Genomic DNA, 26,151 nt, shown 5'->3' on the forward strand with positions numbered 1-26,151 from the left:
GTTTTATGAGCACGACAGACCGGGATATCTCGTCACTCCCCAAGGTGCCGCGCTACCAGCGAATGACGAAGCTATCCAACGATTCCGCAGTGGAGGTCACTCCGCAGCATCCGCATACGAGCGTGCCCGAGTCCGCCGACACAGATTTGCGGGTATTCACCTCCAATCGCGGAAAAGCGCGCTCGATGACCTTCGACATCGGAAGTCGTTTCCGCGTCCACTCTCCGATTCCGGTGATCGCGGTCAACGATCGTCCCGTCGCGGCCGGTTTCGGATCTGTCAACGTACCGGTGCCGGTGGGGACAAAGGCCGTCGTTTCAGTGCAGACGCAGGACTCCAAATCCAACTGTTGCAGTTCGTGGCCCATCGACGTGAAGGAAGACGACGACGTCCCAGAGCTTGAATACGCCGGGCGGTTCATCACCGGTTCAGGAGACCGGCGGCACTATGGATCGCTACACGGAGTCTTGGGAAAACGTGGAATCCCTTCGCCGGGCTGGAAGGGGCCGATGACAATGGCGCCGTCTATCCCGCTGGTGCTATCGCTGGTCATTATGGTGCTCTCGGTGCTTTTGATAATGCAGCTCTACGGCCAGGGGTACGTATCGGGCCAGGTGACGGGATTCGTAGCGGTCACTGTGCCTCTCGTCGTGCTCGGCGTCGGATTGACCGCCACCACGCAGAAACATCACGCGATCCGAGACCAATGGCGTGGTCCGCTCGAGGAAAAGATGCGGACCGGCACGACGCAGCCACCGGTTCTGTGGAACGAAGGTGCACCTGGAGCACGTGTCTGGAATGCGTCTACCTCTGCGCCGACATCGACGTATCCCCAACCGTCACGTGGGGCGGGAATCGTGGTGTTGCGGCAAGAACTGTCTACCGAGTCGATTCCGCATCCCAAGATTTTCCTCGCCAAGGAACCTCCGAATCAGACTCGCCGGTATGAACCGGCACCCCAGATCACGGTGTCGGGACGTGAACCGCTGTCCGCTTGGGGCCATTGGGTTCTCGAGGTACCGGCGGGCCACTGCACAGTCAGGGCCGACTTTGGGTTCGAATCCCAAGAAAAACGCGTGACCGTAACCGCCGGAGCCACCCGGACCTTGACCGTCAAGGCCCGAGTGGTGCGCCGTTTCAAGGGGTCCGGTCCTCATGCCGAGCATCTCGAGGACCAACGGACCGTGGAGTTCAGCGAGGGTCGGTTAAGCTCGTGTTGTCGCGAATCGCTTGCAGGTCCTTGGTGATTTTCCGGTCCGTTTCCTCGTAATTCTCGCGCACTCGCTCCATTTTTCCTGACGAGTCGTCGAGAGCGGTGGAAATGAAATCGACGTCGGCGGCATACGTCGAAGTGTTCTCGTTGTAGGTGTCGGAAAAGAACAACCCGCAAATACCCCAGGACATGTCTTCGGCGGTAATCGAATCGATCTTTTCGCGAATACTGGAGGCGTTGGACGACTGGGTCTTCAGCGCGTTGGACGCGGTGGTGAACTCCTCGAGGTCGGCGGCCAGGCCGACGTCCAAGCTTCCTCGGGTACTGCTCGCCTCGTCACCTCCGGAACTGAAACCGTGGTTGAACAGGTCGCGCACCGATCCGGCGACGGTTCCGGATATGATCGTCGCGATGGTGCCGTAGCCTTCCTTAGTGGTGAACACCTTTGTCAGCGCTTTCAACAAGGCACGGCCGATCGCTTGGGCGGCACTCACCAGGAATGCCGCGATGGAGCCGCCGAACGTAAACGTTGAGCTCGCCAACGCCGCGATCGCTTGATTGATCAGGTCGGTAATGACGTCAACGATGATTTGTTTGATGACCCCGTAGATGAGGTTGGCCATCGCCTGAGCCCAGGCCAGCACCTGCTGGATGCTGTCGGCACCTTTCGATAGACCCATGATCGTCTTACAGAGGTCCTCTATGTGTCCGGCGGATTTTTCCGCCGCCGAACCGCCCCAATTTTGCAGGGCGTTTTGACTCTCAGTAGCGACCTCATTGGACAGTTCCTCTAGTGCGACGCGGACCATTTCCCAATCGTCGATCTGCTGGCCCATTGCTCCAGCGTCCCCCGACACTTCCTTGAGCAAGTCGTCCAGTGGTTCAATGTAGGTGAGCAAGGCGCTGATGCCCAGCCCTACCAGCATGCCGGTTGGATTGAAGCTTCCGTCGTTCTGCTGCATGTTTCCATGCATGTTTTGAACATTCAGTCCGAAGTCGGCGACCCCCGCCATAGCCCCTATGACCCCACCGGCGACATCGGAGGCTCCCATGTCCCCGATACCTTCGAGGTTATTGATGCCGTGTTTGATGAACCCGCCCGCCAACGGGGTAAGAGTGAGAGCTTCGACGGCCGGATCACTGGTTGCCGCTTCGGGATGTTCGTACTGCGTGATATCCGAACCGTGGTTTTCAGCCCAGTCGGTCATCGTGCTCCTCCTTCGGGGGTGTCGTCCTAGCCAACCCTCACCCTAATTCCTTACGACAAGAACACCTCATCGACCTCACCCGATACCGATCCACGACATGTTCGAGTGAAACCCGCAGATCGCTGCTGTCACGCATGAGCCGTATTCGACAAGGACCAGCCTCGATACCCAATACAACATTCCACTTTGGATTCAGGTGCTACCAACGTCGGCAGAATCCAATACAAGCGGATCACCTGGGAAGCAGCGTTGCTCAGATTTCAGCACTGATACCCTCACCGAATGACTCTCGACTTTACCTGTGATACATGCGAACAAACACACAACCAGCCCGAATCCCTCATGTTCGATGCCCCGATCTATTGGCAGTCAGAATCACGCGACAGCCCGAACGGCTTTCTCGACATGGACTACTGTGTCCTCGACGGCACGCACTTTTTCGTCCTCGGCCTCATCGAGCTACCCATTGTCGGTAGTAACGACGTATTTTCCTGGGGAGCGTGGAGTTCACTCAGTGCAGATAACTTTCGAAAAGCCCAAAACCTCCACGATACCCCTGCCCGGACGGCTGAGCCGCCTTACTTCGGCTGGCTGTCCAACCGAATTCCCTTCTACGACATCGACACCCTCAATATGAAGGTCAACGTCCATTCAAGAGAACCGGGTCAGAAACCGTTCATCGAGGTTGAGCCGACAGACCATCCACTCGCCGTCGAACAACGAAACGGAATCACTCGCCAGCGTGTGCAGGAAATTTGGTCGACGTACCATCACGCAGCGGACGAACCGGAAGGTTAATCCACCCGTTACTTCCATAGCGAACACGGGCGCATTCAAGCTCCACACCAAACGACGAATCGTCGGCCTTCACTCGGATCGCAAGACCGGTAACACTGCCTGAATCGCCGATGAGCATAGCCATCGTATTTCCAGCCGCACATGTCCATCCAGCACACGGTGTGTAGATGCGGCGATGAGCTGCCTGTGCCTTTCACGATGCTCAGCCGCCCTACCACGAACCCTCAACCGGCGAGCTTCCAGCGCAGCGCAGAAGCGGTAGAGCTGAAGAGGAGATCAGGCGGTTCACAGTGCGTCGAATAGTGGGATTCTCAGGTTCCACGCGTGCTCTCGCACGCGGGGTTCTGAGAACACCGCTAGGCGACGTGCTGTGGATCGGCTGAGCGGTCACCCACCAACCAACCGTACTGTGCGGATACCTTGTCGTCGGTTACCATTACCGGGTGAAACTTACGCTTGGAATCGCTGGACTACCTAATGTCGGTAAAAGTACGCTATTCAATGCATTGACCAAAGCTGATATTTTGGCGGCGAATTACCCGTTCGCCACGATCGAGCCGAACGTGGGTGTCGTCCCGGTGCCGGATGACCGGCTCGGGGTATTGGCTGAGATGTTCGACGCTGAGAAGATCGTGCCCGCGACGGTGAGTTTTGTCGATATCGCCGGTTTGGTGCGCGGCGCCAGCGAGGGGGCCGGTAAGGGGAACCAGTTCCTGTCCAACATTCGCGAATCGAATGCGATTGTGCAGGTGGTCCGGGTTTTCGACGACGGTAACGTAACGCACGTGGACGGCGAGATCAACCCCGAAGACGACATCGAGACGATCAATACCGAGCTGATCCTGGCCGATCTGCAGACGATCGATAACGCTTTGCCGCGTCTGGAGAAAGAGGCGAAGACCAAGAAGGACAAGCAGCCCAAGGTCACGGCCGTCAAAGAGGCCCGAGAGATCCTGGACGGCGGCAAAACCCTGTACGCCGCCGGTTTTGAGTCCGAGCACATCGACGATCTGCACCTTCTGACGACCAAACCGTTCATTTACGTCTTCAACGTCGACGAGAATCAGGTCGCCGACGAGGCGTTGACCTCCAAGTTGCGCGATATGGTCGCCCCCGCACAGGCGGTGTTCCTGGACGCGAAGTTCGAGTCCGAACTGATCGACTTGGACGAGGAAGAGGCTCGCGAGCTCTTGACGTCGACCGGTCAGGAAGAGCCGGGTCTGGAGCGCCTCGCCTCGGTCGGTTTTGACACGCTCGGCCTGCAGACCTACCTCACCGCCGGCCCCAAGGAGGCTCGGGCCTGGACGATCCGTCAAGGCGACACCGCGCCACAAGCGGCCGGGGCGATTCACACGGACTTTGAACGCGGGTTCATCAAGGCCGAAATCGTCTCCTACGACGATTTGATCGCGGCCGGTTCCATGCAGGAGGCCAAGTCCGCCGGGAAAGTCCGCATGGAAGGCAAGGACTACGTTATGCGAGACGGCGACGTCGTTGAATTCAGGTTTAATGTGTAGGCGCGGAGCTGACGCGATTAGCAATCGATCGTTGCATCGAACTCGATTTTCGAACTCGCTACCGCACAACTAGATTCCGAGCCGTATGTCGATTTTGCAGGCGAGGTTTTGAAGAAATGATTCCCACTCGGCTTTATGGGCCTTGAGGGTCTCGATGGTTCTGGGGTTCGTGTCAGCGGGATGTGTGTCAGAGACCCGGCCACCGTCGGCTACCCTCGTTAGGGTAATGTGAGCGCCGCAATGACCAGTCACTTGGTGGAACATGCTGAATAATCGCGAACTCGCGTCCGTGATCCTGATTGCGGCGCTCATCCTGCTCTCGCTGGTCCTTCCCAAGTGGCGCAACGTTGTGCTGCCTTCGTTCAGAACTGTCGCGCGCTCCTTCTTTAAATGGGCGATCCTCCGGGTACTTGGACTATTCGTCGTGTGGGTTGCGCTGTGTGTTTGGCTCGCATGGCTCCTCGGCGCGTGGGAGCTGGACCTGCTTAAGAACACCATCATCATCCTGTTCGGTGTCGGCTTCCCGCTCCTCTTCAGCTCCATACGGGCAAAGTCCGGCGTTGACATCATCGGTCACATCCGCCGCAAAACTCTTGCGCTGTCCACGCTCGTCTTGTTCTACCTGAATATGGAATCACTGCCGCTGTGGGGCGAGTTGCTCTCGCAACCGGTAGTTGTTCTCTTGTCGGTGATGACGGCATTCGCTCAGCGCGACGAGAAAGGGCGGCGAGTAGTCGGGTGCTTCTCGATACCGCTCCTGCTGATCGGACTGGGCCTGATTGCATGGACCACGGTTCAGACCGTCACCAACTGGGATGAGCTTGACTGGCTAGAACTATTGGCTCAATTGGCAATCTCGGTGTGGCTCCCGTTCGCGATGTTCCCCTACCTCTACGTAGTGGCGTTCTATGTCGCTACGGAGACGATTTTGAAACGGTTCCTCTGGACGAACAAAGAGATGCCACTTCGTGCACGCTCGGGGGTGCTCGTGGGGCTGCACGGGTCTGTGCGCTGGGCGAAGGAACTAACAGGCCGGTACAACCACGTGGCGCGGGCAAGATCTTTCAGTGGAGCGCTGTCAGAGATGCGCGACTTCCGCAACGACGTGACCCGACGCGAGACAAGCGAAGCTGACCGGCTTGCCGACCTGGAGGGCTTCTCAGGCCAGGCCGGGGTGGACGCAACCGGAGCGCAACTTGACCGGAGAGAGTTCGACGGCACCAAACGTGCCCTACAATTCATTCACACCGCCCAAGCCCTCCGCTACGAACGGCGGGGAGAGACGTTCTGGGATGATCTCACCGACATGGTGGTCAACCCCGTGTCGAAATGGGGCCTGCCAACTCGGCACGGAATCGTCGTTCAGACAACGAGCGACAAAAAGAAGTGGCGGGCCTGGCGTCGCTTGCCATCCGGCTGGGTGCTCGGGATCGGAGCAGCCGGGCGCTTTGGAGAGTACCGCTATGCGGGTGCCGAACCACCCACGACATGGCCAGGGGCGTCCGAAGATTGGATCGACTCTGCCACCGCGCTCGGTCCCGTCGATTGGGATCGTAACGACGGGTCCAGGTTGTGATAAGGTACATATCCTCGACGCCACTGTCACGCATAAAGGAATGATCATCACATCTTATGAGTCGACCTCGCCTAGCTCTCGTCGTAAGGTCGGTTTGCGCCGGAACGCGGTCGAGCTCCAATTTAACGTCTACCCAATGGAGCTGCCGTCTGGACACCACCCCTGCGCTCTGAATCCTCACCGCGGCACCGATTGAAAAGGTCGTGGCGCCCTGTGGGCAACACCTCGGGTCGTTCACTTCACCTGCCGATCTGTTCCGCGATCAGGTCGGTGACGTTGCGGGGCGGCCGTCCGAGGAGTCGGGTGAGCGTGGAACCGGAGTGCGCGAAGTGTCCGCTCCGTATGGCCTGGAACATCGATAGAGCGAAGCGCGCTGCCTGTTCCGGTACGCCTGTCGCGACCTCCTCCGCGACCCACGTTTCGTCTTCGACGGTGCTGCGCTCAATGTGGTGGCCGGAGAGGTTGGAGGCCGCCAAGGCGAAGTCGGCGAGGGTGACCGGTGAGGCCGGGATCAGATCGACGGGACCGTCGAACGCGACGTCGCCGGTGAGGACCGCAGCAGCGGCTTCGGCCGCGTCGCGACGGTCCACCCAGGGGAACGGCCCATCGGCGGGCTTCGCGATCGTTCCCGTGCTCTGCCACGGACCGAGCAGCTGCCCCAAGTCTCCGTAGAAGCCGTTGCGAAGGGCGGTCCATGGGACGCCGGAGGAGGCGAGGTGCTCTTCCGTGGCGGCGTGGATCGTCAACGGCGGGTACGGGGTGTCGAAACCGGCTCCAAAGGTGCTGGTGTAGAGGATCCTTTCTGCCCCTGCGGCGACGGCGGCGTCGATCGCTCTTCTATGCTGGGCGACGACGTCGGCCCCGATGTCGCTGGATGAGATCAGGAGCACCTGTTTTGCGCCGGCAAAGGAGTGGCGCAGGGCGGCGGGGTCGTCGTAGCTTCCTCGTCGCACGCGAACACCGCGACGTGCGAGGTGGTCCGCGCGGGACGGGTCGCGGACGCTGACTCCGATCTGTGCTGCGGGGATTCGCTGCAGGAGATGCTCGACGGTGTGCCCGTTGAGGACCCCGGTCGCTCCGGTCACGATGATCATGGTGGTTTCCTTCCGTATAGGGCGATCGCGATCTGCGCCGCGCCCGATCCTTAAATTGACTCACCTAGTCAATTTTCTGTCGTCTATCATGGTACATGAACTTGACCAGAGTGGTTAAGTTACGTTTGTTGGGAGGTGGATCATGACCGATACAGACACGCCGTCGATACTGAGAGCCGATGCACGCCGCAATATCGACCGCATCCGTACGGCGGCAGTGACGGTGTTCGGTGAACGCGGCCTTTCCGCACCGCTAGAAGATGTGGCTGCGGCCGCGCGCGTGAGCAAGGCGACCATCTTCAACAGATTCGGGGGTCGTATCGGCCTGATCGACGCGGTTATCGACGAGCTCGCCGCGAAGGAATTGATGGACGTCATCGAACGAATGCGGGCCGTCCCTGATGTCGGTACGCGGATTCGCGCCTACGTGGGGGCGTTGCGGGACCTCCAGTACCGGCTGTCGGCAGTCAACGGGGTCCTGCTACAGCAGTTTCCCGACTCTGAGGCCCTCATGGATCTGTGCCACACGGGAGAAGCCTTCCACAGTGAACTAGTCGCGGAGGGGCATGCCGCCGGAGTCCTCGCCGACGGGTTCACAGCGCGTGATTTCCAGGCACTTGCCACCGATAACGCCCTCGCGCTTGAACATGGCGGCCGGCCGTCCCGGGCCGACTACGACCGCCGAACCGTATTCGTTCTCGACGGGATCTGTCGATCGGCATAGGTCGACCTGATCCCGATGTCGACCAGAGGATGATCCACTACGAAACGTCGTGGTGGAGTTCCGCGCCAACGTATGACCTGGGATTGGCTCGACCTTCTGACCACCCGTCGCAGCGTCAGCCGCGAGTGGCGGGATGAGCTCGACTATCGTGCTGGAAATGGAGATCGCTTGCGGGTCAACAATGAATCGACGAGACGTTGGTCCGTGCTGGAACACCGTCGAGTTCACATTCAATGTACAATCGCCTTCCAGTACAAAGCCACATCAGACGGGACAGGGTAGCGACATGAAGCGCGTTTCAATCGTGGGATGCTCGGGTTCGGGCAAGTCGACAGTGGCGCGACGCCTGTCGGATGTCCTCAACGCGCCTCACATTGAACTCGACGCGCTGCACTGGGGGCCTGACTGGTCCGCGGCCTCGCCGGAGGAGTTGAGCGACCAAGTCCGCCGGGCGACGAACGCTGACGCTTGGATCGTTGACGGCAACTACCAAAGCAAGATCGGCACTCTCGTGTGGCAACGAGCGGATACGGTCGTGTGGGTCAATCCTCCACGGTGGCGAGTGATGTGGCGCTGTCTCAGTCGTACGGTGCGCCGGGTCGCGACCGGACAGGAACTGTGGAACGGCAATCGCGAGAGTTGGGACGGCCTCAAGATCTGGCGCGGAGAACAATCGTTCCTGGGGTGGGTTTGGGCGTCATACGCGCGAAATCAGGAACGGTATGAAGCGGCCATGACCGATCCGCAGAACGCGGGCCTTACCTTCCATCGGCTGCGAACACCCAAGGACGTGGATCGCTTCGTAACTTCACTCGCGAAAGGCTACGTCTGACAGAGAGTGCTGCACACGTCGTATGAGGTCGAGAAGCACCGCTTTCACCAACTTCCCTGGATTCGTTGACGAGACACCGTCGATGGGAGAGGCTGAGGAGGTGACGATCTTGGATTTCGATCAAGTCTCCTTGGCGGTCGACGAGTTCGGCGACCGGAGCGCCCCACCGGTATTGCTTATCGCCGGTGCTACGCAGTCGCAGGACTGGTGGGCTACGGATTTCTGCGAGACGCTCGCAGCAGAAGGCCTGTACGTCATCAGGTATGACCAGCGAGATACGGGACAGTCAACGACAAGCCCACCGGACCGCCCGAACTATACGGGCGTTGACTTGGCGACCGACCCAGTACGGATCCTCGATGCGCTCAATATTGACGCGGCCCACCTTGTCGGCCTGTCAATGGGCGGAGGAATCGCGCAGTACCTCGGCGTCCACGCGGAACACCGGGTACGGACCCTCACGCTGATCGAGACGTCGCCGGCCGGAGGAGAAACCGGAGACCTACCTCCACCGGACGCAACCCTTGCCGCAGCGGAGAACGCCGTCCCAGAGATGAAAGACTGGACCGACACCGGGGCCGTCATCGACTACCGTGTGGAGGCCGAACGTCCGTATACAGGCTCGCTCGGTTTTGACGACGAACGTTTCCGCGCGATCGCCACCGTGGAGGTCGACCGCAGTCGAAACATGGAATCGGCACTGACGAACCACTTCCTCATGGCCGCCGACCTTGAGATCAATCCGTCCTCGATCACCGTACCGACGCTCGTCATCCACAGCGCCACAGACCCGCTGTTTCCTCTACCCCACGGCGCGGCTCTCGCCCAAATGATTCCGAACGCCGCTCTCCTGCGTAGCGACGGAATGGGGCACGAGGTGCCACCGCCACAGCTGTGGGACATCATCATGCCCGCGATCGTCGACCATGTTCGTGGGCACGCCGCGTCGGGAACCCGAGGCAACAATGACGCATCATGATCCTGCGGCGCGCGACGCGTCCAGCTGGCTCGCGGACACCCGAACGTCATACGACACCGACGCCGTCGGTTACGCCGAAAAAGTCCAAGGGATCCTTGAGACGTTTCCGCACCTGCGAGCGCAACTCGACGTATTCGCCGAACTTATTCGGTGTGCCGGCGGTGGACCGGTGGCCGACGTCGGTTGTGGTACCGGCTACGCCACGCGTTATCTTCATGATTCGGGTATCGAGGCGTTCGGAATCGACCTCTCTCCCAAGCTGGTTGCGATCGCACAGCGAGACCACCCGGACCTGCGGTTCGAAGTGGGGTCGATGACGAATCTCGACATGGATGCTCACTCCGCTGCCGGTATCGTCGCGTTCTGGTCGACGATCCACATTCCCGACTACGCCATGTCGGGGGTGATCGCCGAGCTTCATCGCGTCCTGCGACCTGAGGGCCTTGTCCTGGTCGGATTCCATGTCGGCGACGGGATCGAACACGCCGCTACCGGATACACGAAGCAGCCGATCAACATCGACACTCACCTCCGACAGCCGAGTACGATGTCGAACCGGCTGCACGACGCTGGCTTCCGCATCGAGTCCACGTCGGTCTTCCGACCCGACGACGTTGTCCCGGGCGCGATCATCGTCGCCCGAAAGCGCGGGTAAACTCACCCTCCAATCCTGATGCAATGTTTGACCGCCGCAATGGTCGACTATGCGACGACACGACAACGCATCTGACCCACCCACAATGGTGGGGCCGAATAGACCACGGCCCAGGCGTTGGTCCGCGCTCTTCCAACGAGCGAACCAATTCACACGACATCGACCTATCGGCATCTCGCGACACATGAGACACTAAAAACCTCGGAGCCGCCCAATGGCGGGCGTTATGGGCAGGGCATTGTTGTTACACCACAGTCGATTCCTCGCACCCCTGCGCATAGATATCCCCATTCACCGCCCCTCCCTGCCTAACGTTTCCTCTCATTCCGACACGTCACAGTGCACCCCCGTCTGACGACAAAGGAGAGACACAATGAGACCTATAGCTAAACGTCTGGTCGGCGTGGGGGCCACGGTGGCCCTGATAGCCGGGATTGGCGGCGTGGCCCTGACATCCGCACATGCGGAAACGGGCGGTCCGGAAGGATTCGCCGCTCAGAACGGCGGAACCACCGGTGGAGCGGACGGCCAGACCGTGAGCGCCAGCACGGGCACCGAGATCCACGCCGCACTGTGCGACCGCGCCAGCAGCGATACTCCAATCGTGATCGAAGTGGAAGGCACCATCAACCACGGCAACACCAGCAAGGTGTCCGGGGACAGCTGCAACACCGCCGACGACAAAATCGAGTTGAAGGAAATCAGCAATGTCACGCTCGTCGGAGTCGGCGACGGTGCTCTCTTCGACGAGTTGGGGATTCATCTTCGAGACTCCAGCAACATCATCATTCAGAACGTCCACGTTCGGAACGTCAAGAAGTCAGGTTCCCCCACCTCCAACGGTGGCGATGCCATTGGGATGGAGAGCAACGTCCGCAACGTGTGGGTCGACCATGCCACTCTCGAGGCCTCAGGCGGCGAGTCGGCCGGCTACGACGGCCTGTTTGATCTAAAGAACAACACTCAGTACGTGACGCTCTCCTACAGTATCCTGCGTAACTCGGGTCGCGGCGGCCTGATTGGCTCCAGTAACAGCGATACCACCAACGGTTTCACGACGTTCCACCACAACCGGTACGAGAACATCGACTCCCGCACTCCCCTGCTGCGTGCCGGTACGGCGCACTCGTACAACAACCACTACGTGGGCTTGACGAAATCCGGCATCAATTCGCGCGTTGATGCAGAGATCCAGGTGGACCACAACTACTTCCAGGATTCAAGGGACGTCCTGGGCACTTTCTACACCGACCACCTCGGGTACTGGGAGGTCAATGACAATATCTACGACAACGTCACGTGGTCCAGCGACGATAGTGACAACCACCCGGCCGGCCCGAACCCGACGTCGACCACCTCGGTGGACATCCCCTACGAATTCGAGCTCGACGAGGCGAACTGCGTGCCTGACATCGTCGCCGGGACTGCGGGTGCCAACACCGGGCTACAGGTATCAAACGGGTCCTGCGCGCCACAGGACTCGAGCCCCGAACCGACGACTGACCCGACGGTCCCTCCGAATGGTGACAATCTCAGCATCGGGGCGGGCTCCGACGGATCCACCAAGGCCAGCGGGACCAGTTTCCGCAATGTTCGCGACGGCGACATGGACACCTACTGGTCACCAACCAGCTCAACCGGGCGCATCTCCATCAAATGGGATACAGACACGACCGTCACCACAATCAACATCCGCGAAACTCCGAATACCGAAGGCACCATCGAATCGTGGCAGGTAGTCAATCACGACAATGGCGACATCCTAGCCGTCGGAACCGGAGCGGGGCCCATCAACGTCCCCGCGACTACACTAACCAAAATCAACTTCGTCATCACAACCTCAAATGGAACACCTCAAATCGCAGAATTCGAAACCTTCTCCGAATAGTAAGGTCGGTCTCCATCGACGACTGTCCGCAGCGCATCCATGACGGTGCGCTGCTACGCGTCCAAGGCCGAACCAGCACCTACACAGGTGTAGATACGTGTGAGGGGGCCGCCAGCGACAGGTGATTCGTGGCGACCCCTCACGCGTATATGAATGCTTACGTCGGGGGCTCGTCGAGAGATGCACACGCGTTCGTGCTCCGGCGTCGAGCGTTTTGAACGGAAGGGGAATTCCTCGTTCCATCGCGGCACGCGATCAGACGTACCGTTCCCGCCGTTAACCGCTCGCGCCGGTTCGCGCCGCTCGCTTTTTACCGTTCAATTGAACCTTCAACCGTGCCCACCAATGCGGGCGTGGCTGACGGGCGCGGGCGATTTCATCGCCCACAACGGCGATGTAGGCGCTTTCGATGCGTCCGGCGAAGGTGATGAGGCTGTCGCCGTCGGGCTGGTCGGCGCAGAGGGAGACGTGGGTCAGACCGTTGCGGCGGTCGAGAGTGGGGTTGAGGCCGAAGGTGTCGGCTACGATACGGATCTGTTCCACCAACTGGGCATGTTGGGAGTCGTCCAATTCGAGGGCTCGCGTTATATGTCCGTCATGGTGTTCCCAATTCGGCATGTCTTGTAGTCCTTCGAGAACCACTGTGTCGCCTCCCTGCGTTGATTCCATGCGTCCCTCATAATGTGCGGTGGTTGGGCAATCAGCCACCGGGTCGGTTTCTGAAATCGTTCCAGCGCAGAATAGGTCACGCCGCACTTGAATATTCCAGTCCCATTCCGGTTTCAACGTCCTATGGCCGCGGACGATTGACGGGCTCACGATAAAGACAGCGAATACGAGTTACGGTCACGTATTGTAATCGTTGCGTTTCCGTCGCCGTTTCTTTATCTTTCAGTCTCGATTCTGTCGCGTTCTTGACTCAATGTCTAGGGGGGCATTTCCGACAAACTCCCCGTTTCCCCTCAGTAGGGCCGATTCATTCACCATTCATCTCCCATCTACCGAGATTCCTGACTAGAAGAATGATCTTCACTCATACGAAAGTATGAGTACTACGTCACTCCCCCATCGACCGTTCGTCTCCCGTTCGTCGACCGGCCATCGCCTATCGCTCCCACTCACCGACACTCCCCGGCGAGGTCATTCCACTCAAGGGCATGACGGCGTACGTTTCATCTACGCCCCTGTTCGACGGATCACGTATCGACAAGGGGACACATAGCAATGGTCTTGGTGCCCATCCAAAGGAGGAATCGTGTCCACTCCAGTCACAGACCACAACCATTCCGATCTCGAGGATTCCGACCCCTACGTTCGCCTCCACAGCACGGCCGAATTCACCGATCTGAAGCGACGGCTGTACAGGTTCGTCGTACCCGCGACCGTGGCCTTCCTAGCGTGGTACTTCCTCTACGTCATCCTGTCGGCCTACGCACGTGGCTTCATGTCAACGGTCGTCGTGGGCCACATCAATATCGCGTTCCTGTTCGGCCTGGCACAGTTCATCTCCACCTTCGTTATCGCCTGGGCTTATTCGCGTTACTGCGCCAAGAACTTCGACCCCCAAAGCGCACACCTGCGTCGTCAGATCGTCAACGAGGAGTAGTCATGACCGAGCTTGCCCAAGAATCGACCGGACGCGGCCTGACGGTCGTCCTATTCCTACTTATGGTCTCGGCGACTCTGGTCATTACCGTATGGGCCGGACGCCAAACCAAGACCGCCACCGACTTCCACTCCGGCGGTCGCCAATTCAAACCGTGGCAGAACGGGATGGCCATCGGCTCGGATTACATGTCCGCCGCCTCCTTCCTCGGCATCGCCGGGACCATCGCGCTGTTCGGATACGACGGGTTCCTCTACTCCATCGGATTCCTGGTGGCTTGGCTGATCGCGTTGCTGGCCGTGGCCGAGCTGCTGCGCAATTCCGGTCGCTTCACCATGGCCGACGTCGTCTCCTACCGCATGCGGCAACGTCCCGTCCGCACCGCCGCAGCGGTCTCGACTCTCGGTGTCAGCGTGTTCTACCTACTCGCACAGATGGTGGGCGCGGGAGCTCTCATCGCGCTCCTATTGGGGTTGCGTGACGACCAGACCTTCCTGGGCATGGACGGCGACACCGCCGCCAATGTCGCCATCGTGGTCGTCGGACTGCTCATGGTGGTGTACGTGACGTTCGGAGGCATGAAGGGAACCACGTGGGTGCAGATCGTCAAGGCCGGTGTCTTGATGGGCGGCGCGATCCTGCTGGCCCTCCTGGTGATGGTCCACTACGGTTTCAACTTCAACAACCTGCTCGGGGACGCCTCAGCGGCCTCCGGACACGGTTCGGCGTTCCTGGAACCGGGACTGCGTTACGGAACCGAAGTCGCCGGTGACGCCGTCCAGACGATGTGGAACAAACTCGATCTGCTGTCACTCGGTCTGGCTCTGGTTCTCGGTACCGCAGGGCTGCCGCACATCCTCATCCGCTTCTACACCGTGCCGGACGCCAAGGCGGCACGTAAATCGGTGAACTGGGGTATCGGGATCATCGGTTCCTTCTACCTGATCACCTTGATCCTCGGTTTCGGAGCGGCCGCCATCGTGGGAAGCGAGGCCATCCGCGCGGAGAACTCCGCCGGTAACACCGCGGCTCCGCAATTGGCCGAAGCGGTCGGCACCGACATGATGGGCGGTACGTTCGGAGCGATACTGCTGGCCATCATCGCAGCGGCGGCTTTCGCCGCCATCCTGTCGACGGTGGCGGGATTGACCATCGCGTCGTCGTCCTCGCTGGCGCACGACTTCTACAACAGCGTGCTCAAGCGCGGACAGGCCACCGAAGGCCAAGAAGTCCGCTTCGCCCGTGTCGCGGCGTTCGGCGTCGGAGCCGTCGCCATCGTTCTGGCGATCTTCGCTCAAAACCTGAACGTCGCATTCCTGGTGGCCTTGGCATTCGCCATCGCGGCATCGGCCAATCTGCCGACCTTGCTGTTGTCTATCTTCTGGAAACGCTTCAACACCTCGGGAGCGACGTGGGGCATCTACGGCGGGCTGCTGTCGGCTGTCGTCCTGGTGTTCTTCTCCTCCACCGTGTCGGGAACGCCAAGCTCGCTCTTCGGCGACGGGGTCGACTTTGCCTGGTTCCCCATCACCAACCCCGCCTTGTTCTCCGTACCGGCCGGATTCCTCTTCGCGGTACTCGGAACATTGATGTCCAAGGAATCGGACCCCGACCGTTTCGCGGTATTGCAGGTACGGGCGTTCACCGGGGCCGGGGCCGCCGGAACGGAGAAGGAATAGCCTCGATTGGACCGAACCCCGTTGAGCGCTCACAATTCGAGTCCAATGACTCGTAACGGGGTTCCGACGTTTCCGGTCGCCACGGACCTTCCACCTTGGCGACCGGAAACCTTCGGATTGACGGCATAGACATGATTTGCCGGTTTCCCCATAATGAAGTCATGAGCGACACCGAAACCGGCGACCCCACCTACGAAACCCTTCCACCACACCAGAAATCCCACCAGCGCGAATTGCATGCACGACTCCGTCGACGTCGTGACACCGCTATCGCCGCCGTCACCGGAATCGTTCTCACAGTCTCCGGAACGCTTTTCGCAGCCTATGCTGACACAGACTCTGATGACTCCCTCGACACAGGAGAGGAACCCATCGACCTCACTGCAGATTTCGCCGAATTCGACCCGCAGGAAGTAGGAGGCGAATGGCACGCGGTCGAGGTTGCCGACGCATCGCTCTGGATGCCACTCGTATCAGGACGAAACTGGCGCTCCCAACCGTCAAACGGCTCCGATATATTGACCTACTCCGGCAAGGGCGGCACGAACATGATTGATGCATCTACAACGTCCGGATCGATCTTTTGCGAAGACGACGCAATTAAACAACCCTACGACCCAATGGACTTTGAACAATGGTGGGATCACACCGCACTATCAATCGATGCGACCCTCGATTACCTGGACGGAACCATACTCTCCGAACCCGAAGCGAACGCATACACCATCGATGGGTTTGACGCTGTCACCTACGAGTACACTGTGGAATGGCAGAAATCCACCGACCGAGAAAAGCTGCGTGAAGGGCCCGAAGCGGCATTGATCGACTTTGAACACTTCAGTTATTACGGAGAGCTCTATATCGACCTCGGATCGGATGACATCGTCACATGTTCCTATACCGTCGTCACTCCCGAACAAGACCCGCCGGTATTCGAGTTTCTTCAGTCGACCTTGCGCCACATCCGTGTCACGACAGACGGTTAAATCTCTACCTCATGACACGTGAGGAATCTTCATGAATCCGCCCCTGGGGCGGTGGGCGGAATCAAATCGTCGCAGCCGGAGCAACGCAAGCGGTCGTTCGTTCCGCGCATTGGTCAAATATACGACACTCAAATATTGGTGATGCTGTCAAGCTCAGCTAATCAAGCTCGCAATTTCCTACAATTGCACCTCTTCCAGGGATTCCAATCGGCGCCATCACCTCTCCATTGTTAAAGTCTTCGCCGTATCGCAGACCGCCATATTGGTAACGAAACGATAAACTATTGGCATGGATCGAATTTCAGCCAACCACCCCACCGCATCCCATAGCAGCGAACAGAAAGCCGCTCTGAACGCTAGAGATCCCAAGGGTCGCCGTCGCCTGTTCGGCGAACCTTTGAGTTTCACCGCATGCCACGAAGGCGAATCCACAATCGTACCGGAACACGTCGCTGCAGCCTGGTGCGCACTCTGAGCACAACACCAACGGCTATACAGTCGCAGAACCGAACTGTCCACCGACTTGAATGAAATAGAACGGCAATGAATACTTCACTCTCCCCCCACCAGCAACGTACAGTCCACATCATCGCCTCAGACGGCCGCACCCGACACAGCCTCACCGGGTTCATCATTGCCCCCGGCTTGGTTTTGACATGCGCGCATGACATCGTCGACGCAGTCGACCTCACAGTCCGAACCGGCAACAACCGGCAACAACCGCTCCCGGCTCACCTATCGTGGACGCCCGCCGAGTCAGACGAGTTGGACGTAGCAGTTCTGGAGGTACCTGACTTGGAGGAACCCGTACAGACCCACCTGGCTTGGGGTTCGATACAGGGATTCACGACCGAACTCAACGCAACGGGGTTCGGTTACCCCACAACCAATCGCGACCCCGACGACCTCACCGCCACGGGTTTTCACCTCACCCACTTGAACGGAACGATCCTGCCCGGGGAAGGTGTAGAACGCAATCGCCTGGTTTTCCGCTTCGCCCCCGGCCAAGTCGATGACGACCGAACGTGGCGAGGCGTTTCCGGTATGTCGCTGTTCAACGACAACGGCCGCCTACTTGGTCTCGTGTCACAAAAAAGATCAGGGTGGCGCAATCGCTGGGATCTCGTCTCCGCCTCCTCCATCAGCGCGGCACTCCAGAACGACTCAACAATCTCACCACAAGTCTTGCAAGCAATCCCGACCCGCGCAGTCGAACCGCCCGACCAACTGATCGAACCGGCCTATATTACCCAGTGGGGCCGGATGAACGACATCAGACGGTTGAAGGCACGATTCGGCCAAGTCGATTTTGTAGGCGAAGCGCACCACTCGCACCTAGAACGCCTCCTGGAATGGTGCCGCAGTGACGAGGACCAATGCTCAGTCACCGTCATCACAGGTCACGCTGGTTCAGGTAAAACCCGCCTGGCCGCCGAACTGTGCTCCACTCTTCTACAGGACACTGGTACCCCGTGGCAAGCCGGCTTTGCCCGAACAGCCCCCAATCTCCCTTGGAACAACTTCCTACCCGACCGCCCGACCCTATTGGTATTCGACTACAGCGAACGGCACATCGTTCGCGACTACATTTCCCACTGGATCACCCACCTCGACCAGGAAGGAAATGCCTGCCCCAAAATTCGCATCGTACTGATCAACCGCAATACTGGACCGTGGCTGACTCGAATCGACGATCAAACCGACGGGCTTCTCAGCGAACTGAAACGCAGCGGCCTGAAACTCGACCTCCACATCCACATCGATGATTCAAACTTTGGCCCCATACAACGCTCCAGGCACGCCGAAACAGCCTACCTATCATTTCGCAATGAGCCCTATGCGAACTCAGACGACCTGGAACTTCTCCTTGAATTCGTATCGAAGGCCGACATCGACTCGCCACTTATGATTCACATTGCGGCCCTCTTGGTCGCCAGCGGCGAACCCCTCCCCGGCCATCCCGAGAACAATAATCCACAAGGAGACTCACCGGTCCAGAACCAACTGTTGGAACATCTCCTCAACCGCGAACGCCGTCTGCGGTGGAACGAATACGCGGCACTGTCCCTCACCGATCAACCTCCGGCCGAAAGCGACGACACTCTACACGCGATTTGCATCGCCAACTTCACCACCCCTACGTGCCAGGAATTGGAGGACCTTCTGACCGCCTCGCCACTGTGGTCCGATGACGGGACAACTGCGGCCGACCGCCGTGAAGCGGCCAAGGCGATCCATGATCTATATCCGGGCCCCGATCGTATTGACGATGACGGTCAGAGTGTCCCTACGATCGCGGCCTTGGAACCGGATCTGATTTCGGAATACCTCGTGACCAAGATCGGTAAATCCGACCTCGATGAGATTTCCACCCGCCTTCACGACCATAACCTCCTTGCCCAGCACCACGATCGAATGCTCCATCTGACCGCCCTGATATCCGATCATTACCCCGACACCAGCAAGGCCCTTGACAACGTCGTCGAACGATTTCTACTCCAACCGACAGAGGACGACGAATCACTTGACGCTTCGGCGCCACAGATTCTCGCGACTCAATTGGAAAAGTTGGTTCACATCGCCGTATCCCGAGCTACACATTCGGAGGACCGAGCCACCTCTAATCTAATAGCACTTTCCCTTCGTCGATACGACAACGTCCCGGAGGTATTGGACGCCGCCGCGCGACTCGACGCCGATATCTGGCCATCACATTCACCGAACCGGCAAGTTACCGAGCTAAGCGTCTTGATCCAAACCCTAAAGCTGCGCCGTAGAACCCCGCTTGGCTTCACGCCGAGAACCGTAGGCCAAATCAGGGAGGCGGCCCCGCCGCTCCATCGCATGAAACGTTCGGAAATGGCAAAAACTCTCATGGAATGTACCAATGCATTTTTCACATGGACTTCGGAAACAGCCTTGACCTACCACAACCTGGGAATCGGCCTTTCTGAATTGAGACGATACAGTGATGCACTTATCTATTTCGAATACGCTTTGGTCATAATTGAAAGACTGACCGAGTCCAGCTCTGTTGACCACCATCCCAACCTTGCCGCGATTCTGGGAAGTATAGGGTCGAGCCTGCACGATCTGGAGCGGGATGACGAAGCTCTCGAATACTTGCTACAGGCTGTAAAGATGTCTCGGAACTTGGATATGTCCTCTTCGGACGTGCTCATCACTTTGGCAATGAATCTAAGGAATCTTGGACTCGTGCTTTGCTACATGAAGCGCAGTGACGAAGCGCTGCCTTATCTTGAAGAATCAGTGCAGATTCGTGAAGGACTGGTGTACAACATCGCACCACACTATCCGGACCGCGACCAGCATTTGGATAAACTCATTACCAGCTTGAGCACCTTGGGAACAGCACTTTCCGATCTAGGGCGGCATGGCGAAGCCCTTGCACATCAACAACGAGCACTGGAGCTGAGTGATTGGCTGGAACGGAGTAGCCCCACATACTCCCCTGAACGAGCTCACCTACTTATTGATATTGGCAATACCGTATATACAATGGGACGGTATGAAGAGGCATTGTCGTATTACCGACAGGCAGAACAAGTGAGTTCTAATGTAGCTCAAAACGACTTTGCTTTTATACCGCTTCAGGCCAAAAGCCTGAACAATATCGCTGCGGCCCTGGGAGAACTAGAACGAGGAGACGAAGCGATTAATCACCTCAAACGAACTCTTCAACTCTACAAAGGTGTATCGAAGATAATCCCATTCTATCAAGTCGAGACCGCAAAGAGCCTGCACAATATGGGAATTGAATTCAAAATGCAAGATGACCGTAGGAAGGCGGTTCCATACCTGAAACGAGCGGTCAAGATTCGTGAGAAATTGGCGCAAAGTAATCCAATTTATCTTCGAGAGCTGTCATACAGTCTGTATTTGCTGTCGGACGTACTTACCGAGCTACGAAAACCAATTCAAGCGTGGCGCTACCAAAAACGACTTCATGAAATATGCGTACGCATCGTTAGACATGATTCAGATCGATAGAATCGTCGGTCCTTGGACTACCCTGAACTCCGGTAGAATGGAGACCACTTGCTTCCCGGCTACTTTCCATGGCATTCCGATATTCTAAGCCCTGACCTACCGTGCAAATTGACTGGCGCGGAGACATCACAGTAAAGAGAACACCTGCCGGTCAAGATAGACGGCGACCTCCACCCACATCTCCGTCTCGCCGAGACCGAAATGTTCCTCAGCCGCATCGTCTACACTGACGTCGTCCACAATGACAGCCTCATAAAAGCCCCGGAAAGAATCATCGAACACCTCTTTGAGGTAATAAACCGCCAGTTGCGACACACCCCGAACCCCGTCGTTCGCCCCTGGCGCGTGGTTTAGTTCGAATTCCACTCCCTCGGTGATGTCGTTTCCGTCGACGTATCGTCGGGTGATTTGTGGTTCGTGGAGGAACCTAGAACCGTGGATGACGTTTTCTGCGAGCCCTTCGTATAGCCATGTCCTGTTGCTGGGGATGAAGTCTGGCCAATCGTTTAGGTCGAAGTGTTTTCCCTTCAGGAAGGTAGCGTGGGTCATCTGGTGACTGAGGATGCGTATCATTTCACTGGCGTCGGTGATGGCTTCGACGTTGACGACGACGGACCAGATATCAGTACGACCTCCGTCACCGCTGGGGCGCTCTGCGTAGGAGGGGACGATGAACGCCTTTTCGTCTTCGGTGGTTTTCCATCCGCCCGTATACCAGGAGTTAAAGGTGTTCGTGTCGGCGAGGTAGATCATTTTTGCCGGCCCGGTGTTTTGGAACGCGTGCTGGCGTATCCGTTCAACTGTGTCATCGACGACGCCGCTGTATTCGGACGGTTCGAATTGGGATTCTCGGTCGGCTGCGACCATGGCGCCGTGTTGGAATGCGACGTTGAGATTCGATTCTTCCCAGGGAGTTGGGCGTAGGGGCGATTCTTCGGTCTGCTCGGCGTTGTCGAAGGTCGTGAGAGCAATGTCTTTGTCACTGATGACCCATTCGGTGTCGAATTCGGCTTGCGTTTTCGGGCACGGTCGTGATCCGATGCAGATTTCGACGTGCAGTGTTCCTTTGTATCGCGGCAATGAAGAATAGGTTGGCTGTAGGTCGTCGAGATAGAGTTTCGAGTACGCAGGTTGGAATCTGGTGAGGTTAGCGAAAACCCTGCTGTACAACGTGAACTCCTCTGATTCCGTGTCTCCGTGAAAGACCGACTCCCAGGTGTTTTGGTTACCGGATTCCAGCGCTTCTTCCAGGTCAACCAGTTTTTGCCCGAGTCGTATGCAGAGTCGTTCGTTCAGGAGACATTCGTTGCTTGGGGCCAGCGAGTCTTCATAGAAGTCGGGGCCGTTCATAGCATAGGGGTCGCCTCCGTAGACCCAGGTGTTTTCGGGGTTCATCACTTCGTTCCATCGATCGTCGCGATCGGGTTCGTCTCCTATGGAGAACGGTGAAAGGAAGACGCCTACGGTTGCCACCACCGAAATCACCAGCGTGCCCACCAGTTTTGCGGTCAGGCCCAAGTGGTCCCGTATTCGTCCCGTTGAGGTCTTCGTTCGTGTCATTCGGTCAGTTCACACCACTTTCCCCGAAGGTTTGAGGTTCAATGGAGGCACGGTTCTTCTCCAGGGTACGCAATGATGTCGAACGGTCAATTCCTTGTTGTATCCAACGAACTTGGTAGGTGGTTGTTCGGCCGTTGAAGGCCCACAATCCCGACGCACCGCAATGTCCTTCTCTTGTGCGGCTGGAGTCGGTGCTCAATAGGAGCCCGTGTTTGCAGGCCGTCTATCCACGAGCGCACCCATCGAAGCCCCGATAGAGGTGTGCGTCACTGTCGATTGACAGACCACTAGTCAGTGATACTATGTACTAGTAGATAGTAATGCTAAGTACCTATAGGAGGTGGTCCGTGGGTAGGCAGATGACCGCGATGCTCAAGGGCACGTTGGAGGGCATCGTCCTCGCAACCCTTGCCGGAGGTTCCGCGTACGGCTACGAGATCACGGCTCGGTTGCGCGACCAGGGCTTTACCGACACCGCCGAAGGCACCGTCTACGCGCTGCTGGTCAGGATCGAGAAAAAAGATCTGGTGGATGTGGAGAAGGTTCCCTCCGAAAAGGGGCCACCGCGCAAGGTGTACTCGCTCAACGAGCAAGGACAGCAATACCTCGACGAGTTCTGGACAAACTGGAACTTCCTCGCAGAACGAATTGAACGGCTCTGCGACGAAAGGAACTAATCATGGCCGCTAAATGGATCGAACAGAAGAAGCGCTACCGCAAGTACAAGGCGCGCATCAAGGAACTCCCCGAGAACTACCGGTCCTCGATCGAGGCATTGGAACGTTATCTGCTGATTTTCGGCCCCGGGCAGGGCGACAGCGTGGTGGTGATGTTGGAAGATCTCGCCGGGCTCTTTGAGGAAAGCGCGGCGGATCAGCTTCCACTACGCGAGATCGTGGGCGACGATCCCGTGGAGTTCACCGAGACGTTTTTGCAGAACTACCCGGAGGGGCAGTGGATCAAGCGCGAAAGGGATCGACTGATCACGACCATCGACCGCGCTGCGGGCGATCGGTCCTAGGAAAGCAGGGAATCAATGACGACTCGACAGTCCGATCGCCCCGCCATCCGTGTGCGGGGTTTGGAGAAATCGTATAAGGACCTCGCCGTGCTGCGTGGAGTCGACTTCGACGTGGCGCGTGGCAGCATCTTCGCGCTGCTCGGTTCGAACGGGGCCGGTAAGACGACGGCGGTGAAGATCCTGTCGACACTTCTGACCGCCGACGCGGGGACGGCCACCGTCAACGGCCTCGACGTCGCCGACCAAGCGGCCGAGGTTCGTGAGGCCGTCAGCCTGACCGGGCAGTTCGCGGCCGTCGATGAGGTCTTGACCGGGCGGGAAAACCTCATCATGGTGGCCAGGTTGCGCCATCTCGACAACCCGCGTTCCATCGCCGACGACCTGCTTGAGCGCTTTGGTCTCACCGACGCGGGCGGGCGAACGGTGGCGACCTATTCGGGCGGCATGCGCCGTCGGCTGGACATCGCCATGAGCCTGATCGGCAGTCCGCCGGTCATCTTTCTCGACGAACCGACCACCGGACTCGACCCGCAGTCGCGTATCGAGGTCTGGGAGGCGGTCAAGCAGCTCGCCGAGCAAGGCACGACGGTCCTGTTGACCACTCAATACCTCGATGAGGCCGAACACCTCGCCGACCGCATCGCGATCCTCCACGAAGGCCGCGTCATCGTCGACGGCACTCTCGCCGAACTCAAGCGTTTGCTGCCTCCCGCACAGGTCGAATACGTCGAAAAGCAGCCGAGTTTGGAAGACGTCTTCCTGTCCCTGGTCGGTGAACCCAACCGGGATCGCCAGGACGACGCGAACCGTAAGGAGTTACCGTGACCAAGCACTTCTTCAGTGATACTGCAGTCCTTTTGGGACGGTCGCTGCGTCACATTACCCGCAGTATGGACACCGTCATCACCACCGCTGTCATGCCGATCGCCTTCCTCCTACTGTTCGTGTACGTCTTCGGCGGTGCGATCGAGACCGGTTCAGAGTCCTACGTGGACTATCTGTTGCCGGGAATTCTGCTCATCACGGTCGCCTCCGGCATTGCCTACACCGCATTCCGGCTCTACACCGACCTACAAGGAGGGATCTTCGAGCGCTTCCAGTCGATGCCCATCGCACGGTCCGCCGTCCTGTGGGCACACGTGTTGACGTCACTGCTGGCCAATCTGATCTCGGTGGCACTCGTCGTGCTCGTCGCCCTGCTCATGGGCTTCCGCTCCGGGGCGGGCGTCACCGCGTGGCTTGCCGTGGGCGGCATGCTGGTTCTGTTCACTCTGGCGTTGACCTGGATCGCCGTGATCGCCGGACTGTCGGCGAAGTCAACCGACGGCGCGACGGCGTTCTCCTACCCGCTCATTTTCCTACCGTTCGTCAGCTCGGCGTTCGTACCCACCGACACCATGCCCGGACCGGTGCGCGCGTTCGCCGAACACCAACCGGTGACGTCCATTGTCAATGCGATCCGGAATCTGTTCGCACAGCAGCCGGTCGGCAACGACGCATGGGTCGCCGTCGCCTGGTGCGTGGGAATCCCGGCCGTCGCCTACGTCTTCGCCGTGGCCGCCTACCGCCGCAGGATCTCTTGATTCGGGAGGTTCAGCGTCCGAATGCGATGCCAGGCTCGACCTGAACTCTCCTTCGCCTCCCGACTCGGCCCCTAGCCCGAATTCGTCGTTCGCCTCCAGGGTTCCGCCTCCGCCCTCGGGGCGAGCGACGTCTGTGCCATGAATTACAATCAAGCCGTGTTTACGAAGAAGTTTCAACACTCCCGGCAGGTACCCCAGCTGTGGAAACTTCTCCAGCAACTCAACTCGGCACTCGCCCACGGACTCAACGACAGCGCGGCCCGCTTCCTCGGGCGCTCGCTGCAGGCCGACGCTCTCGCCCTCACCGACTACACACAACTCCAGGGCCTCTGGGGCGACATTCCCGTCGACGTCGTCGATCGTCTACGCCACCGGTGCTTGAGCGAGCTCTCCCCCGTGACCCACGAATCGCATTGCGCCGCCCCCATCGTCCACAATGACGCGCTCCTGGGGTGCGTCATCGCCCGGGGACCGGTCACCACCACCAGCGTGGTGGCCGCCGCCGACCTGGTCGCCACTCGACTGGACCATCTGGAACTCGCCCGCGCCCGCCACACCATTGCGGCGGCCAACCTCCGCACTCTACGCGCCGAAATCTCCCCGCATTTCCTCCACAACACCCTGTCGACCATCATCGGCAACATCCCCACCGACCCCGAACGGGCCCGCGACCTCCTCACCTCCTTCAGCGACTATCTGCGCTACTCCTTCGCCGCCAAGGGAAACCTCGCCACCATCGGCGAGGAGCTGGAAGCGGTGGAAATGTACGTCGAACTACAGCAGGCCCGATTCGGCGAGCGCCTCGACTTCCAGTTGCAGTTGGAGCCCGATATTCTTCCGGTCCCGATTCCGTTCTTGGTGGTGCAACCGTTGGTGGAGAACGCGATTCGCCATGGCCTGGAATCCGGTTCGGTTCCGGGCACGGTGGTGGTGCGTGGTCTGGGGCAGGGGCCGGTGTGTTGTGTTGAGGTGGAGGACGACGGCGTCGGGATGGATCCTGTGGCCGCGGAGCGGATTTTGGCCGACGGTCCCGAAGCGGGCCGGGGTATTGGTTTGGCGAATGTGGATGAGCGTTTGCGGTCGACGTACGGTCCGGAGTTCGGTTTGGTGGTGGAGACGGCCGTGGGTGAGGGTGTGAAGGCGACGGTGCGTCTGCCTCGTTTTCCGCGTGGTTTTGAGGCTGCGGAGTGGTCGGTCGGTGTCTAGGGTGGGGCGTTTGCG

The 26,151-nt window shown here is 58.9% G+C and carries 23 protein-coding genes; 19 read left to right on the forward strand and 4 right to left on the reverse strand.

The window, feature by feature from the left end; all coding sequences use genetic code 11:
• Positions 1–5: 5 nt before the first annotated feature.
• Positions 6–1,247 carry a hypothetical protein gene (locus HALAL_RS0101310; RefSeq protein WP_025272266.1) on the forward strand — a complete coding sequence of 414 codons (1,242 nt, stop codon included), beginning with the start codon at positions 6–8 and terminating at the stop codon, positions 1,245–1,247.
• Here HALAL_RS0101310 and HALAL_RS0101315 read toward each other — a convergent pair.
• Positions 1,192–2,421 (reverse strand): hypothetical protein, encoded by a 1,230-nt coding sequence (locus HALAL_RS0101315; protein ID WP_025272267.1) that lies wholly within the window; start codon positions 2,419–2,421, stop codon positions 1,192–1,194. The two genes, HALAL_RS0101310 and HALAL_RS0101315, sit on opposite strands and share 56 nt — an antisense overlap.
• Positions 2,422–2,703: 282 nt before the next feature.
• Between HALAL_RS0101315 and HALAL_RS0101320 the strand changes: the two genes are divergently transcribed.
• From HALAL_RS0101320 to HALAL_RS0101340, 3 genes are all read left to right on the forward strand, one after another.
• The gene (locus HALAL_RS0101320; RefSeq protein WP_025272268.1) at positions 2,704–3,219 is read left to right on the forward strand and encodes a DUF2199 domain-containing protein; all 516 of its coding nucleotides are present in this window, start codon (positions 2,704–2,706) and stop codon (positions 3,217–3,219) included.
• A gap of 443 nt (positions 3,220–3,662) precedes the next feature.
• The gene (gene ychF, locus HALAL_RS0101330; protein WP_025272269.1) at positions 3,663–4,736 is read left to right on the forward strand and encodes a redox-regulated ATPase YchF; all 1,074 of its coding nucleotides are present in this window, start codon (positions 3,663–3,665) and stop codon (positions 4,734–4,736) included.
• A gap of 262 nt (positions 4,737–4,998) precedes the next feature.
• On the forward strand, positions 4,999–6,312 hold the full coding sequence (locus HALAL_RS0101340; protein ID WP_025272271.1) for a hypothetical protein: 1,314 nt from the start codon (positions 4,999–5,001) through the stop codon (positions 6,310–6,312).
• A gap of 239 nt (positions 6,313–6,551) precedes the next feature.
• Here HALAL_RS0101340 and HALAL_RS0101345 read toward each other — a convergent pair whose 3' ends face one another.
• Entirely contained in the window at positions 6,552–7,406 is an 855-nt protein-coding gene (locus tag HALAL_RS0101345) for an NAD(P)H-binding protein (protein WP_029767176.1), read from the reverse strand.
• Between the two features lie 142 nt (positions 7,407–7,548).
• Here HALAL_RS0101345 and HALAL_RS0101350 point away from each other — a divergent pair, with 142 nt between their 5' ends.
• The 5 genes from HALAL_RS0101350 (at position 7,549) to HALAL_RS0101370 (ending at position 12,484) form a co-directional block, all read left to right on the forward strand.
• Positions 7,549–8,130 carry a TetR/AcrR family transcriptional regulator gene (locus HALAL_RS0101350; protein ID WP_025272275.1) on the forward strand — a complete coding sequence of 194 codons (582 nt, stop codon included), beginning with the start codon at positions 7,549–7,551 and terminating at the stop codon, positions 8,128–8,130.
• A 286-nt stretch (positions 8,131–8,416) separates the two neighbouring features.
• Entirely contained in the window at positions 8,417–8,962 is a 546-nt protein-coding gene (locus HALAL_RS0101355) for a P-loop NTPase family protein (protein ID WP_025272276.1), read from the forward strand.
• Positions 8,963–9,044: 82 nt separating this feature from the next.
• Positions 9,045–9,941: an alpha/beta fold hydrolase gene (locus tag HALAL_RS0101360; protein WP_035534295.1), complete on the forward strand. Its 897-nt coding sequence runs from the start codon at positions 9,045–9,047 to the stop codon at positions 9,939–9,941.
• Positions 9,928–10,596 (forward strand): class I SAM-dependent methyltransferase, encoded by a 669-nt coding sequence (locus HALAL_RS0101365; RefSeq protein WP_025272278.1) that lies wholly within the window; start codon positions 9,928–9,930, stop codon positions 10,594–10,596. The genes HALAL_RS0101360 and HALAL_RS0101365 overlap by 14 nt, the downstream gene beginning before the upstream one ends.
• Positions 10,597–10,969: 373 nt before the next feature.
• The gene (locus HALAL_RS0101370; RefSeq protein WP_029767178.1) at positions 10,970–12,484 is read left to right on the forward strand and encodes a pectate lyase family protein; all 1,515 of its coding nucleotides are present in this window, start codon (positions 10,970–10,972) and stop codon (positions 12,482–12,484) included.
• A 276-nt stretch (positions 12,485–12,760) separates the two neighbouring features.
• Here HALAL_RS0101370 and HALAL_RS17215 read toward each other — a convergent pair whose 3' ends face one another.
• Entirely contained in the window at positions 12,761–13,153 is a 393-nt protein-coding gene (locus HALAL_RS17215; RefSeq protein WP_025272280.1) for a hypothetical protein, read from the reverse strand.
• A 586-nt stretch (positions 13,154–13,739) separates the two neighbouring features.
• Here HALAL_RS17215 and HALAL_RS0101380 point away from each other — a divergent pair.
• The 5 genes from HALAL_RS0101380 to HALAL_RS0101395 all read left to right on the forward strand — a co-directional run bounded on the left by HALAL_RS0101380 (position 13,740) and on the right by HALAL_RS0101395 (position 20,766).
• Positions 13,740–14,090, forward strand: coding sequence for a DUF485 domain-containing protein (locus HALAL_RS0101380; RefSeq protein WP_025272281.1), 351 nt, complete (start codon positions 13,740–13,742; stop codon positions 14,088–14,090).
• 2 nt (positions 14,091–14,092) lie between these two features.
• On the forward strand, positions 14,093–15,769 hold the full coding sequence (locus tag HALAL_RS0101385; protein ID WP_025272282.1) for a solute symporter family protein: 1,677 nt from the start codon (positions 14,093–14,095) through the stop codon (positions 15,767–15,769).
• Positions 15,770–15,930: 161 nt separating this feature from the next.
• Positions 15,931–16,755: a hypothetical protein gene (locus HALAL_RS0101390; RefSeq protein WP_025272283.1), complete on the forward strand. Its 825-nt coding sequence runs from the start codon at positions 15,931–15,933 to the stop codon at positions 16,753–16,755.
• A 289-nt stretch (positions 16,756–17,044) separates the two neighbouring features.
• Entirely contained in the window at positions 17,045–17,230 is a 186-nt protein-coding gene (locus HALAL_RS18385) for a hypothetical protein (protein ID WP_156937549.1), read from the forward strand.
• A gap of 68 nt (positions 17,231–17,298) precedes the next feature.
• Entirely contained in the window at positions 17,299–20,766 is a 3,468-nt protein-coding gene (locus tag HALAL_RS0101395) for a tetratricopeptide repeat protein (RefSeq protein WP_025272284.1), read from the forward strand.
• 126 nt (positions 20,767–20,892) lie between these two features.
• On the opposite strand, the gene HALAL_RS0101400 is transcribed toward HALAL_RS0101395, so the two are convergent.
• Positions 20,893–22,326, reverse strand: coding sequence for a hypothetical protein (locus HALAL_RS0101400; RefSeq protein WP_025272285.1), 1,434 nt, complete (start codon positions 22,324–22,326; stop codon positions 20,893–20,895).
• A 347-nt stretch (positions 22,327–22,673) separates the two neighbouring features.
• Here HALAL_RS0101400 and HALAL_RS0101405 point away from each other — a divergent pair, with 347 nt between their 5' ends.
• From HALAL_RS0101405 to HALAL_RS16385, 5 genes are all read left to right on the forward strand, one after another.
• A complete protein-coding gene (locus tag HALAL_RS0101405; RefSeq protein WP_025272286.1) occupies positions 22,674–23,003 on the forward strand; it encodes a helix-turn-helix transcriptional regulator in 330 nt (109 codons plus the stop codon).
• Positions 23,004–23,005: 2 nt separating this feature from the next.
• Positions 23,006–23,347, forward strand: coding sequence for a DUF1048 domain-containing protein (locus HALAL_RS0101410; RefSeq protein ID WP_029767180.1), 342 nt, complete (start codon positions 23,006–23,008; stop codon positions 23,345–23,347).
• A gap of 15 nt (positions 23,348–23,362) precedes the next feature.
• The gene (locus HALAL_RS0101415) at positions 23,363–24,172 is read left to right on the forward strand and encodes an ABC transporter ATP-binding protein (protein ID WP_025272288.1); all 810 of its coding nucleotides are present in this window, start codon (positions 23,363–23,365) and stop codon (positions 24,170–24,172) included.
• Positions 24,169–24,930 (forward strand): ABC transporter permease, encoded by a 762-nt coding sequence (locus HALAL_RS0101420; protein WP_025272289.1) that lies wholly within the window; start codon positions 24,169–24,171, stop codon positions 24,928–24,930. Before HALAL_RS0101415 ends, HALAL_RS0101420 begins: the two co-directional genes overlap by 4 nt.
• Positions 24,931–25,086: 156 nt before the next feature.
• Positions 25,087–26,136: a sensor histidine kinase gene (locus HALAL_RS16385; RefSeq protein WP_211240408.1), complete on the forward strand. Its 1,050-nt coding sequence runs from the start codon at positions 25,087–25,089 to the stop codon at positions 26,134–26,136.
• Positions 26,137–26,151: the final 15 nt, after the last annotated feature.

It is taken from the genome of Haloglycomyces albus DSM 45210, from assembly GCF_000527155.1.
GTDB lineage: Bacteria > Actinomycetota > Actinomycetes > Mycobacteriales > Micromonosporaceae > Haloglycomyces > Haloglycomyces albus.

Coding starts and splice junctions, on each gene's coding strand:
- HALAL_RS0101310 (WP_025272266.1), top strand. CDS start 6: ATGAGCACGACAGACCGGGATATCTCGTCACTCCCCAAGGTGCCGCGC.
- HALAL_RS0101315 (WP_025272267.1), bottom strand. CDS start 2,421: ATGACCGACTGGGCTGAAAACCACGGTTCGGATATCACGCAGTACGAA.
- HALAL_RS0101320 (WP_025272268.1), top strand. CDS start 2,704: ATGACTCTCGACTTTACCTGTGATACATGCGAACAAACACACAACCAG.
- HALAL_RS0101340 (WP_025272271.1), top strand. CDS start 4,999: ATGCTGAATAATCGCGAACTCGCGTCCGTGATCCTGATTGCGGCGCTC.
- HALAL_RS0101345 (WP_029767176.1), bottom strand. CDS start 7,406: ATGATCATCGTGACCGGAGCGACCGGGGTCCTCAACGGGCACACCGTC.
- HALAL_RS0101350 (WP_025272275.1), top strand. CDS start 7,549: ATGACCGATACAGACACGCCGTCGATACTGAGAGCCGATGCACGCCGC.
- HALAL_RS0101355 (WP_025272276.1), top strand. CDS start 8,417: ATGAAGCGCGTTTCAATCGTGGGATGCTCGGGTTCGGGCAAGTCGACA.
- HALAL_RS0101360 (WP_035534295.1), top strand. CDS start 9,045: ATGGGAGAGGCTGAGGAGGTGACGATCTTGGATTTCGATCAAGTCTCC.
- HALAL_RS0101365 (WP_025272278.1), top strand. CDS start 9,928: ATGACGCATCATGATCCTGCGGCGCGCGACGCGTCCAGCTGGCTCGCG.
- HALAL_RS0101370 (WP_029767178.1), top strand. CDS start 10,970: ATGAGACCTATAGCTAAACGTCTGGTCGGCGTGGGGGCCACGGTGGCC.
- HALAL_RS17215 (WP_025272280.1), bottom strand. CDS start 13,153: ATGGAATCAACGCAGGGAGGCGACACAGTGGTTCTCGAAGGACTACAA.
- HALAL_RS0101385 (WP_025272282.1), top strand. CDS start 14,093: ATGACCGAGCTTGCCCAAGAATCGACCGGACGCGGCCTGACGGTCGTC.
- HALAL_RS0101390 (WP_025272283.1), top strand. CDS start 15,931: ATGAGCGACACCGAAACCGGCGACCCCACCTACGAAACCCTTCCACCA.
- HALAL_RS18385 (WP_156937549.1), top strand. CDS start 17,045: ATGGATCGAATTTCAGCCAACCACCCCACCGCATCCCATAGCAGCGAA.
- HALAL_RS0101395 (WP_025272284.1), top strand. CDS start 17,299: ATGAATACTTCACTCTCCCCCCACCAGCAACGTACAGTCCACATCATC.
- HALAL_RS0101400 (WP_025272285.1), bottom strand. CDS start 22,326: ATGACACGAACGAAGACCTCAACGGGACGAATACGGGACCACTTGGGC.
- HALAL_RS0101410 (WP_029767180.1), top strand. CDS start 23,006: ATGGCCGCTAAATGGATCGAACAGAAGAAGCGCTACCGCAAGTACAAG.
- HALAL_RS0101415 (WP_025272288.1), top strand. CDS start 23,363: ATGACGACTCGACAGTCCGATCGCCCCGCCATCCGTGTGCGGGGTTTG.